The organism is Tenacibaculum sp. E3R01 (genome assembly GCF_003318185.1).
Lineage (GTDB): Bacteria > Bacteroidota > Bacteroidia > Flavobacteriales > Flavobacteriaceae > Polaribacter > Polaribacter halocynthiae.
In genome coordinates, this window is sequence record NZ_QOCC01000007.1 from 1 (window position 1) to 12200 (window position 12200).

Below are 12200 nucleotides of genomic sequence, written 5' to 3' on the forward strand. Positions count from 1 at the left end.
GAACAGGAGCCTTTACATTTACTAATGTAGCAGCAGGATCTTATTCTGTAACCGTATCAGATAGTAATAGTTGTAGTGCCTCAGCACAAGCTATAACGATGTTACCAAGTTTAGCATTTACAGTAACTCAGACTAAAAATATAGATTGTAGTGCAAGTCCAGCAGGAGTTGTAGCATTAAATATCAGTTCAGGATCAGGAACGTATGAATATGCAGTAACAAATTCAGGAGGAACGGTAGTTGCCCAAACAAGTACAGGAGGAACGACAGTAAATTTCTCAGCAGCTACAGCAGATACCTATACAGTAGAGGTGTTTGATATGGGAGCTACTCCAACATGTTCAAGTACCACCACGATAGTAATTTTACCAGCGATAGAGCCAAACTTTAGTGCGGTAGCGAGTGTAAATGGAATTTGTAATGGAACAAGTACAGGAGAGATTCAGATAACTGAGGTAAATAATAGTATTAATCCATTAACATATAGTATAGCTCCAGTAGCAGGAACGTTCAATGCAGGAAGTTTAACTTATACAGGCTTACCAGCAGGAAACTATGTAATCACAGGAACTGGAACTAACGGATGTATTTCTACACAGAATGTAACTATTACAGAAAACAATGCAGTAGATGTAAGTGGAGCAGTAGCAGTTGTAGAGTTTGGCTGTACAACAGATAATGTAACAAACAATGCAACGGTAACGGTAACACCAGGATCAATCACCGGAGGAACAGGAACCTTCGTGCGTTATGTATTTGTATATGATAATGGAACACCAGCTAATTTATCTGATGATATTACACAAGATGATTCAAGTTCAATTTTCACTGTTACTAATATAGCAGGCGGAACAGTAAATGTAACAGCTTATGATGATAAAGGATGTACTGGAGTAACCAATGCAGCAATTGCAGTATTTAACGCAATGACTAATGCTACTATTACAGTAGATAAAGCCATTGATTGTGCTTCCGGAGAGAACATTACTGTAGGCTATACATCAGTATCAGCAATACCAGCAGTAGAATATAGTGTAACAGGTATTAACGGAACGGTTTTCGCGACGGTAACTCAAACAGCACCGGCAGCAAATCCAGAAGTATTTACAGGATTAGGAACAGGAAGTTATGAGGTTGTAATTTACAATCCAGTAACAGGATGTAGATTATCAACAGTTCATCAGGTATCTGTAGAACCAGTGTTTAATTTAGATATAAATAAGACCAGTGATGTAGTTTGTTTTGGAACAGCAACAGGAGAGTTAACATTTGATTTCAGTAGTAGTAGTCCATACGCAGGAACGTATAACTATGAAGTATTTAATTCAGGAGGAGTAACGACAGGAGTAACCGGAACAGCAACAGGATTAACCACAATAGGAAGTTTATCTTCAGGAAGTTACTATGTAGTAGTAACACAAGTAGGAAGTCCATTCTGTCCAGTGACCTCTGCACCAGTAACAATAACACAACCAACAGGAGGTTTAGGTATTACAGCTGCACCTAGTCTTATTAGTTGTGTAGGACCTAGTACAGGTGAAGTTATTTTAAATGCAACAGGAGGTTGGGGTAACTTCGAATTTGAATTAGTAAATACTACAACAGGTATTACTATACAAAATTTTGATGCAAATAACGTTATTATAGGTTTAAATGCCGGGCAATATTCAGCAACAGTTAGAGACCTTAATAACTGTAGAGAGACAATAATGTTTGAGTTATTTAATCCTACTCCAATAACAGCAAGTTATAGTGTTTCAAATAATTTATGTAACGGCGAACAAACAGGTACTATTACTATGTCAAATGCGACTGGTGGACAAGGAGCTACTCCAGTATACACTTATACATTAACTTATCCTGATGGTACTATATCTGCTAATCAGTCAAGTACTACTTTTACAAACTTGAAAGCAGGTAGTTATATAGTGAATGTATATGATGAATATTCTTGTCAAAGTTCACCTATAAATATTCAGTTAACTGATCCTACTAAGGTTTTAGCTCAAGCTGGAGTAACTACCGCAATTACTTGTGATAGAAACTTAGCCACTGTTGTTGTTACAGGTCAGGGAGGAACAGGATCTTACACTTATAGTGTTGATGGTGTTAATTTTGTTCCTAGTAATATTTTTGGTGTAGTAGCAGGTAAACATCAGTTTTATGTTAGAGATGCTAATGGATGTACTTCAGACCCATTTACTTTAGTAACAGTTGACCCTTATGAAGAGTTAGTTTCTAGTTTAAGGGTGGTAACAGGGTTTGTAACTTGTAATGGAGATAATAATGGAGTTTTATCTGCTATAACTACTGGAGGTTTAGGTAGCTATGAGTACCAATTATTAGATCCTTCTAACACTATTATAAGACCTACTCAAGCATCTAACATGTTCTCAGGTTTAGTTGCAGGTAACTATAAAATTAGAGTATTTAGTACAAATGCAGATGGAGATGTTTGTCAAATAGATACAGGAGTACATGAAATAACTGAACCAGATGCTTTACAATTAAGTGAAACTCATACAAATGTTAATTGTAACGGAGGAAGCGATGGTACTATTACAGTTAATGCATTAGGAGGTAATTCTGGATATGAGTACAATATAAGTTCAGAGCCACCAAATAAATTTGTTAAAACAAATGTTTTTGAAAACTTAGCACCAGGTACATATACAATAACGGTTAAGGATAGAGTAGGATGTTATGATACTATTGAAGTAGAAATTTTAACTCCAACACCTTTAGCTGTAAGGTTAGTAGATGTAACTCAGCAAGTTTGTATAGCAGACCCAACACCAGTAATAAGGATTGAAGCTACTGGAGGAGGTATTTTACCAGGTTCAGCAACTTATATTGTAAGTATCAATGGAATTGATTTACCAGGAAGATATAATGAAGGTATAATCGTTTTAGGAGCTTCTGAGGGTATTGAAGCAAATAAAAAATATGGAATTTCTGTTAGAAATAGTAATGATGTATGTAGTCCAGAATCTTTACCTTTAATAGAAACTGTAAGACCTATAGATTTACAATTACAAGTTAATTTAGAATATACTTGTCCTGTAGGAAATGTAATTACAGCAATGGTACAAGATGAGTATAAAGACGCAGTAGTATATTCATTATTAGATTCTGGAGCACTAGTTTCTTCTAATGATACTGGTATCTTTACGAATGTAGCACCAAGTAGTAATTATACAGTTACAGTAGAACACGCTGTGAGTTCATGCCCAGTTACACTTAATGTAGATGAAGTATTAGATATTCAAGAGTTAGTATTAACAATAGATGATTCTCAGAAAAACAAGTTAATAGCAAATGCTAGTTTTGGTTTACCACCTTATGAGTATAGCATTGACGATGGAGAATTTAGTTCTGAAAACGAGTTTACTATTTTTGAAACTAGAGAATACAAAATTAAAGTTAGAGATAGTAGAGGATGTGAAACTGAGTTAACAATTGAAGGAGTTTATATTACTATTGAAGTACCTAATATTTTTACACCAGATGGAGATGGAGTAAACGATTATTGGTATCCTTTAGAAGTAGAAACATATCATGAATTAAGAGTGTTTATTTATGATAGGTATGCTAGAAAAATAACTACTTTTAATGGTGTTCAAGCTCAAGGTTGGGATGGTACATATGATGGGAAAGAATTACCATCAGGAGATTACTGGTATACTATATATTTTAAAGAGTTATCAGGTCAAGAAAGAAAAATAATGGGTCACTTTACATTATATAGATAAGGATGAAAAAGATTTTATTAACGATAAGTATTATAATCTGTAGCGTAAGATTAGTAGCGCAGGAAGTTGAGTTACCTCAATATGTAAGTCACTTAGCAGATAACCCATTCCTAATATCACCAACATATGCTGGTATTGGGTCTGGATTACAAATTAGACTGAATGGAGTTAGCCAATGGATTGGTGTTGAAGGCTCTCCTGATACCCAATCTGTAACAGTTGAGGCGAGATTAGCTGATAGATTTGGAGGTGGATTAACTATTTTTAATGATAGAAATGGTTTTACAACGCAGCAAGGAGCTAAATTATCTTTAGCAAGTCATTTAACATTAAGTGATTTTCATGATAGTTTTTTATCTTTTGCATTGAGTTATAGTTATATCCAGTTTGGTATTGATACCTCTCAAAATAATACCTCACAATCTTTAGCAAATAGATCTGTAGGTAATTCAAATTTTGATGTTGGAATGTTATACCGTTATGAACGCTTTAGCATAAGTGCTAATGTTTCAAATTTATTAGATAAAAAAGTTAGAGATTTTAATTCAAGTGAACCAAAAGTATTAAGAAAATACACGATGTATTCATCGTTTACTTTTGATAAAATAAGTAGAAATTTTGAGCTAGAACCATCTCTTTTAGTTGAGTATCGTGAATTTGATAAACGTTCAAGAACTGATTTAAATATTAAAGCAAGAAAAGGAATTAGAGACGGATATGTTTGGGCAGGATTGAGTTATACTTTTTTAAATGATCAATTTTTTGTACCAAATGCAATAGCACCATTATTTGGATTAAAAAAGAGTAATTTTTATGCCTCTTATGGTTTTAGTATTAATATGAATAAAACACAAGACTTTAACTATGGTACACATATGATTACAATTGGATTTGATTATGAAAGAAGACCTAGTTTAGCTCGTTGTACTCAAAAAATGATGATTTTTTAATACAAAATAAAAATAACTTTAAAAATCCTCAAATACATTCATGTACTTTGAGGATTTTCTTTTTCTTTGTTCTTAATGGAAAATACTAACGATAAATCAATAAATCTTAATAAATATATTAGTAGTACTGGTATATGTTCTCGACGTGAAGCAGAAAAATTTATAAGTACTTCGAGGGTTACCATAAATGGAAAAGTTGCACAGTTAGGGAATCGTGTTTTTGAAGGTGATTTGGTTAAAATTGATGGAAAACCATTAAAATCAAAACCTAAAACTATATATATCGCTTTAAATAAACCAGTAGGTATTGTTTGTACAACTGATAGTAAAGAAAGAAAGAACATAGTAAAGTTCGTAGGTTATCCTCAAAGATTGTTTCCTATTGGACGATTAGATAAACCATCTGAAGGACTTATATTTCTTACCAATGATGGAGATATTGTAAATAAAATTCTTAGAGCTGGTAATAATCATCAAAAAGAGTATGTTGTTACTGTAAATAAAACCATTAATGAGCGTTTTATTAAAAGAATGAGTAATGGAATACCTATTCTAGGTACAGTTACAAAAAAATGTAAAGTTGAACAAATAAATGATACAACTTTTAAGATAATTCTAGTTCAAGGATTAAATCGTCAAATTAGAAGAATGTGTGAGTATTTAGATTACGAAGTAGTTAAACTAAAGCGCACACGAATTATGAATGTTTCCTTAGGTAAATTAAAAAGAGGAGAGTGGAGAGAGTTAACATCTCAAGAAATGGATGAAATTACTAAGCTAGTAAGTACATCTTCTAAAACTCAAGAAATATCAAAAGAACCTAAAAAAAATCAAAATTTAAAATCAGGAAAAAGAACAAATTTTAATTCTAAATTTGGGAGAAAGAGAAATAGATAGAACTTATAAAAGAAATAACAATAAGAAACTTTTAACTTTCTACTTTACAACATTAAACTTACATGCTTATCTTTGCCAACTATGCAATTTGACTTAAAAATAACTGATCCAAAAAGTAAAGCGCGTGCAGGAGTAATAACTACTGATCACGGAACTATAGAAACTCCAATATTTATGCCTGTAGGTACAGTTGCTACAGTTAAAGGAGTTCATCAATCTGAATTAAAAGAGCAAATAAATCCTGATATAATATTAGGAAATACATACCACTTATATTTACGACCACAAACAAAGATCCTTGAACAAGCTGGAGGGTTACATAAGTTTATGAATTGGGATCGTAATATTTTAACTGATAGTGGAGGATATCAAGTATACTCTCTTTCTGGAAGAAGAAAAATAAACGAAGAGGGAGTAAAGTTTAAAAGTCATATTGATGGCTCTACACATTTTTTTACACCAGAAAATGTAATGGAAACACAACGTACAATTGGAGCGGATATTATTATGGCTTTTGATGAATGTACACCATATCCGTGTGATTATAATTATGCAAAAAGATCAATGCATATGACGCATCGTTGGTTAAAAAGATGTATTAATCATTTAGAAAAAACACCTTTAAAATACGATTATAATCAAACTTTTTTTCCAATAGTACAAGGGAGTACTTATAAAGATTTACGAAAACAATCTGCAGAATATATTGCTTCTGTAGGAGCTGAAGGGAATGCAATTGGAGGTTTATCTGTAGGGGAACCAGCAGAAGAATTGTATGCAATGACTGAGGTTGTTACAGAAATTTTACCTGAAGATAAACCTAGATATTTAATGGGAGTTGGAACTCCAATAAATATATTAGAAAATATAGCTTTAGGAATTGATATGTTTGATTGTGTTATGCCAACACGTAATGCTCGTAATGGAATGTTGTTTACAGCGCATGGAAGTATAAATATAAAAAATAAGAAATGGGAAAATGATTTCTCACCTATAGATGAAATGGGAATTACTCATGTAGATACGATGTATTCTAAAGCATATTTAAGACATCTTTTTGCATCTAAAGAAATGTTAGGTAAACAAATAGCATCTATACATAACTTAGGGTTTTACTTATGGTTAACCCGCGAAGCAAGAAAGCATATTTTAGCAGGAGATTTTGTTGATTGGAAAGACAAGATGGTAAAACAAATGGACAAACGTTTATAATTTGAAATTATTAGATAGGTACATATTAAAACGTTATTTGGTAACTTTTCTGTTTACCTTACTTATATTGATACCAATAGCGGTTGCTATTGATATTGCTGAGAAAATAGATAAGTTTTTAAGAAATGAAAGCTTAACATTATTTGAAGTTGTAAATGATTATTATGTAAATTTTATAATTTACTATGTTAATACATTTATGCCATTAGCATTGTTTATAGCTGTGATTTTATTTACATCTAAGCTTGCTAATAACACTGAAATAGTTGCAATTAATAGCTCACAAATATCGTTTACTAGATTTTTATATCCATATTTTGTTGGTGCTACTATTATAACAACAGTTGCACTTTTAATGAATCATTTTTTTGTGCCATCTAGTAGTAAAACAAGAAGGACATTTGAAAAAAAATACCTATCAAGTAGACATTATGTTGATAATTCTATAAGGGACTTTAGTTTACAATTAAATGATAGTACTTATGTTTTTATACAAAGGTTTAACTTAGAAAGAAATTCGGGATACAATTTCTCAACTGAAACTTATAAAGGAATTCAATTAAAATATAAATTAACTTCAGAAAATATAAATTGGGATAAAAACGATAGCGTTTTTAAATTATATAATTGGAAAATACGTAAAGTACTAAAAGATAGAGATATTATTTCTTCAGGAAATAATATGGATACAACTTTTGCATTTACACCTAAAGATTTTAATTATAAGTCTATTGTTGCCCAAGAAATGGGATCAAATGAGCTGATAGATTTTATTACCATATCTAAAAAAAGAGGTATTAAAAATTTAAACGCTTATTATGTTGAGCTGTATAAAAGAACTAGCTTACCAATTGCTTCATATATTTTAACTTTAATAGCAGTAGCTTTAGCATATAAGAAAAAAAGAGGAGGAATTGGAGTTAATTTAGCTTTTGGTTTAGCTATTATGTTTGTGTACATATTTGTTTTAAAAATAGCTGAAGTTCTTGGTGCTGTTGCCGATGCAAATCCTTTAATAAATGTTTGGACGCCAAATATCATATTTGGTATTTATGCGATATACTTATATATAAATGCAAGAAAGTAAACTTAAGCATTATTTATTATTACATTTTATAGTTTTTATTTGGGGCTTTACCGCTATTTTAGGAGCTTTAATAACTATTAATGCTGTACCATTAGTTTGGTTTAGAATGCTACTAGCTGTTATTTTTATAGCTATTTATTTTATTGTAAAAAAGAAGAGCTTTAAAATAGAAAAAAAGGCAATTTTAAAATTTGTAATCTCAGGTTTAATAATAGCATTACATTGGATAACTTTTTTTAAAGCAATAAAAGTATCAAATGTATCAGTAGCTCTAGTAACTATGAGTACAGGAGCTTTTTTTACTTCATTAATTGAGCCTGTTTTTTTCAAAAGAAGAATAAAAGCAATTGAAATCTTACTAGGTTTATTGGTGATTTTTGGGTTATATATTATATTTAATTTTGAAAGCAAATATACTTTAGGAATTATATATGCATTGATTTCCTCTTTTTTGTCTGCTTTATTTTCAGTATTAAATGGATTATTTGTAAAAAAGTATGAAGCAGACTTAATATCATTTTATCAACTACTTTTTGGCGTTTTAGGTGTTACTGTATTTTTGATTTTTACAAATCAATTTTCATTAGAATTTTTTAGTTTACCATTGTCAGATTGGTTTTATCTATTATTATTAAGTAGTATTTGTACTGCTTATGCTTTTATAGCCTCCGTTCACGTAATGAAATATTTAACTCCATATACAGTAATGCTAACTATTAACTTAGAGCCCGTATACGCTATAATATTAGCTTTAATTATTTTTGGAGAAAAAGAACAAATGAATATAGAATTTTATTACGGTGCTGCTATTGTTTTATTTGTAGTATTATTAAATGGTTTACTGAAGAATAAAAGAGCTATTGAAAAAAAATAAGAACAAAAAAATAAGTAAAAAAGAGTTAGTAATAATATAACTGTGCAAATTTTTAGTATGTTTGCTTTTACAAACAACTGATTAAATAAGTAGAAAATCAAACTATACACAATGGAATATTTAGATTTTGAAATGCCAATTAAAGAATTAGAAGATCAATTGGCAAAATGCTTTGATATAGGAAAAGAAAGTGATGTTGACGTTACAGAGACCTGTAAGAAAATTGAAAAAAAATTAGAGAAAGCTAAAAAAGATATATATAAAAACTTGACGCCTTGGCAACGAGTACAATTATCACGTCATCCTAATAGACCTTATACTCTAGATTATATTAAAGCTATTTGCGGAAATACTTTTATGGAATTACATGGAGATAGAAGTGTTAAAGATGATAAAGCAATGATTGGTGGTTTAGGTAAAATAGGTGATCAATCGTTTATGTTTATCGGACAGCAAAAAGGGTATAATACTAAAACACGTCAATATCGTAATTTTGGTATGGCTAATCCTGAAGGATACCGTAAAGCTTTACGGTTAATGAGAATGGCTGAGAAATTTGGTATACCTGTAGTAACATTAGTAGATACTCCAGGTGCATATCCTGGTTTAGAAGCTGAAGAAAGAGGTCAGGGTGAAGCTATTGCTCGTAATATACTTGAAATGACTCGTTTAAAAACTCCTGTAATAACTATTATTATTGGAGAAGGAGCATCAGGAGGAGCAGTTGGTATTGGAGTAGGAGATAGAGTGTATATGATGGAAAACACATGGTATACTGTAATTTCTCCTGAATCTTGTTCATCAATATTATGGCGTAGTTGGGAGTTTAAAGAACAAGCTGCTGAGGCATTGAAATTAACTAGTGATGATTTGAAAAAATTAAAACTAATTGATGGAATAATTGAAGAACCAGTTGGTGGAGCACATTCAGACAGAAACGGAGCTTATGAAGCTGTAAAAAACCAAATTTTAACTGCTTTTGAAGAATTGAAAGTGTTAGATAAAGTTGAATTGGTTGGACAAAGAATGGAAAAATATGCTAATATGGGAGTATATAAAGAGTAATTTTTTTCCTAAATAATATATAATAAAAGAGCATCTTAAATTTATAAGATGCTCTTTTTTATAAAAGTAATTGTAGAATTAAACAAAAGTTAATAAATATCCTAGAAAAGAGCTTCCTAAAACAATAAAAGCACTATTTAATTTTTTAAATAAAAAAACAATAAGTAAACTAACTATCGCTATTAAAGTTGTTCTCCAATCTGTGATAGTATTTTTAGCCATTTCTAAACAAACGGCTATAATTAAAGCTACTGCAGCTACATTAACGGTATCTAAAATATTTCCTATTACTTTTGATTTTCGCATTTTAGGAATTAATGGGTTTAGTATTAAAACAAGAAGGAAAGAAGGTAGAAATATTCCAAATGTAGCAGCTAAAGCCCCTAAAAAACCATTCATTTGCCACCCAATAAAAGTAGCTGTAGTTAAAATTGGCCCAGGAGTTATTTGTCCTACAGCAATAGCGTCTAGTAAGACTTGTTTAGTAAGCCAACCATTAGCTACTAATTCTGAGTCAAGGAAAGCAAATAATACATAACCACTACCATAAAGTATTGCTCCAATTTTAAGGAAAACTAAAAACACACTTAAAGTTGATACTTTGGTTTCTGTGCTAAATTGCATAATGAATAAAGGAATAATGCTATTTAAATAATTATTATTTCTTTTAATAAAAAATAATAATACCCCTAAAATAGAAGCTCCAAAAAGAACAATAATTTCATTTACTCCAAACAAGCATGCTATTATTGCTAAAATACAAAGTAAGGCTAACAGTTTACTTTTTATAGCTTTTTTACTTAATTTATAAGCTGCCATTAAAATTATAGAAATCACAGCTGGTTTTATACCATAAATAAAAGGATTGACATCTGGTAATTGGCCATATTCTTGGTAAAGCCAAGCAAAAACTCCAGTAATTAAAGCTGCAGGAAAAATAAAGCAAATCCCAGCAACAAATAATCCTTTCCATCCGGCTCTTTCATGCCCACAATGCATAGTCATTTCGGTAGAATTAGGGCCTGGAATTAAATTAGTAGCACCTACAAGATCTAAAAAATGTTCTTGAGTCATCCATTTTCGTTTTGTAACAACTTCATCTTCCATCATTGCTATATGTGCAGCTGGTCCACCAAATGCAATACATCCTAGTTTAAAAAATAAAGTAGCTACTTCTTTTAAGTCTTTTTTTTGTGATACTGTTTTATTTATTTCGCTCAAAATATTTTGTTATATAGCTAAACTAGTTATTTTACACGATTGTAAAAAGATAATTGATAGTTTGGTAATAAATTTGGTTGAGTAATTTTTATTAAATCTTTTAAAACAAGGTCTGGACGTACTGGAGATAATTCAAAATATATTAAACCACCAGTTTCACCTTTATTGTGAGCAATAGAATATAAGTTGTTGTTTATAAAAGCATCAAATTCTTTGTAATGAATATTGGCAGTTGTTAATTGTGTTTTTGTTTCATACAGTCCACAATTAAACCAAAAATTTGCTTTTTTCCCTTTATCTAAAACCTCTTCAAAACTAAGTTGTAAACTACCTGTTCCATTCGTGTCTTTCCATAAATAATTAAGATTTGCGTCTTTAAAATACGATGAAAAAAAACTTTTTCCTGCAGGAACATTCCAAACATCCTTAAACATACTGCCCGAAATAACAGTGATATTTTTATTATTTTCTTTGGCAATATTCTTAGCTTTTAAATATTCTGCTTCTATTTTGTTAAAAATACTATCGGCTTCTTTTTCTTTGTTAAGTAAAGCACCAAAAAACTTTATCCATTCTGCTCTACCTAAAGGAGTTTCTTCTAGCCAATCTCCGTTAAAAACTACAGGAATACCTGCTTTTCTTATATTCTCATATAATTTATTGTTTGGGTGTAATGAAAAACCAACAACAAGTTCAGGGTTTAAGTCCATTAATTTTTCCGTATTCATACTTTGCTCAGAACCTAATTCGATTACTTTTCCTTCTGTTATTCTTTTTCTAGTTTTTTTAGAAGATATATATTGGGTATTAGGAAAACCTACTAAAGCGCTTTCTGAACCTAATAACTCTAGCATTGGAATGTGCGTAGTACTAGTAACTACCAGTTTTTTAACTGGCACTTTAATTTCATTTTTATTGTTTTTAGAGTTACTAAGTATGTAAGAAAATTGTTTGTTTGACTTTTGAAATACCTTTTTTATAATTAACTCTTTATAACCATTTTTAGTAATAATTTCAAAACCTTTAGCATATTTTAATACGCTTATTTTATCTGTTTTTTTAATACTTTCTTTTTGATTAGATGATTTACATTGAATTAAAAAAAAAGATATTATATATAATAATAAAAATTGTTTCATAAT

Annotated in this window: 9 protein-coding genes; 7 read left to right on the forward strand and 2 right to left on the reverse strand. The window is 30.5% G+C overall.

The annotated features are described in order from the left end of the window. From DS884_RS00140 to DS884_RS00170, 7 genes are all read left to right on the forward strand, one after another. A partial coding sequence (locus DS884_RS00140) for a T9SS type B sorting domain-containing protein (RefSeq protein ID WP_147239341.1) occupies positions 1–3752 on the forward strand: 3752 nt, incomplete at its 5' end. Positions 3753–3754: 2 nt separating this feature from the next. Next, entirely contained in the window at positions 3755–4702 is a 948-nt protein-coding gene (locus DS884_RS00145; protein ID WP_093870837.1) for a type IX secretion system membrane protein PorP/SprF, read from the forward strand. A 75-nt stretch (positions 4703–4777) separates the two neighbouring features. Continuing rightward, positions 4778–5599, forward strand: coding sequence for a 23S rRNA pseudouridine(2604) synthase RluF (gene rluF, locus DS884_RS00150; RefSeq protein ID WP_113785318.1), 822 nt, complete (start codon positions 4778–4780; stop codon positions 5597–5599). 81 nt (positions 5600–5680) lie between these two features. Further along, positions 5681–6811, forward strand: coding sequence for a tRNA guanosine(34) transglycosylase Tgt (gene tgt, locus DS884_RS00155; protein WP_113785319.1), 1131 nt, complete (start codon positions 5681–5683; stop codon positions 6809–6811). A gap of 1 nt (position 6812) precedes the next feature. After that, entirely contained in the window at positions 6813–7898 is a 1086-nt protein-coding gene (locus DS884_RS00160) for an LptF/LptG family permease (protein WP_093870840.1), read from the forward strand. After that, positions 7885–8772, forward strand: a complete 888-nt coding sequence (locus DS884_RS00165) for a DMT family transporter (RefSeq protein WP_113785320.1) — start codon at positions 7885–7887, stop codon at positions 8770–8772. The genes DS884_RS00160 and DS884_RS00165 overlap by 14 nt, the downstream gene beginning before the upstream one ends. A gap of 111 nt (positions 8773–8883) precedes the next feature. Next, positions 8884–9837 (forward strand): acetyl-CoA carboxylase carboxyltransferase subunit alpha, encoded by a 954-nt coding sequence (locus tag DS884_RS00170; RefSeq protein ID WP_093870842.1) that lies wholly within the window; start codon positions 8884–8886, stop codon positions 9835–9837. Between the two features lie 78 nt (positions 9838–9915). Here DS884_RS00170 and chrA read toward each other — a convergent pair whose 3' ends face one another. Together chrA and DS884_RS00180 are read right to left on the reverse strand one after the other, a co-directional pair. Further along, positions 9916–11058: a chromate efflux transporter gene (gene chrA, locus DS884_RS00175; protein ID WP_233487080.1), complete on the reverse strand. Its 1143-nt coding sequence runs from the start codon at positions 11056–11058 to the stop codon at positions 9916–9918. Positions 11059–11084: 26 nt separating this feature from the next. After that, on the reverse strand, positions 11085–12197 hold the full coding sequence (locus DS884_RS00180) for an ABC transporter substrate-binding protein (protein WP_113785321.1): 1113 nt from the start codon (positions 12195–12197) through the stop codon (positions 11085–11087). Between the last annotated feature and the right edge of the window lie 3 nt (positions 12198–12200).

Bases quoted from the DNA above. Each gene is read 5' to 3' on its own strand.
- DS884_RS00145 (WP_093870837.1), top strand. From the start codon at position 3,755: ATGAAAAAGATTTTATTAACGATAAGTATTATAATCTGTAGCGTAAGA.
- rluF (WP_113785318.1), top strand. From the start codon at position 4,778: ATGGAAAATACTAACGATAAATCAATAAATCTTAATAAATATATTAGT.
- tgt (WP_113785319.1), top strand. From the start codon at position 5,681: ATGCAATTTGACTTAAAAATAACTGATCCAAAAAGTAAAGCGCGTGCA.
- DS884_RS00165 (WP_113785320.1), top strand. From the start codon at position 7,885: ATGCAAGAAAGTAAACTTAAGCATTATTTATTATTACATTTTATAGTT.
- DS884_RS00170 (WP_093870842.1), top strand. From the start codon at position 8,884: ATGGAATATTTAGATTTTGAAATGCCAATTAAAGAATTAGAAGATCAA.
- DS884_RS00180 (WP_113785321.1), bottom strand. From the start codon at position 12,197: ATGAAACAATTTTTATTATTATATATAATATCTTTTTTTTTAATTCAA.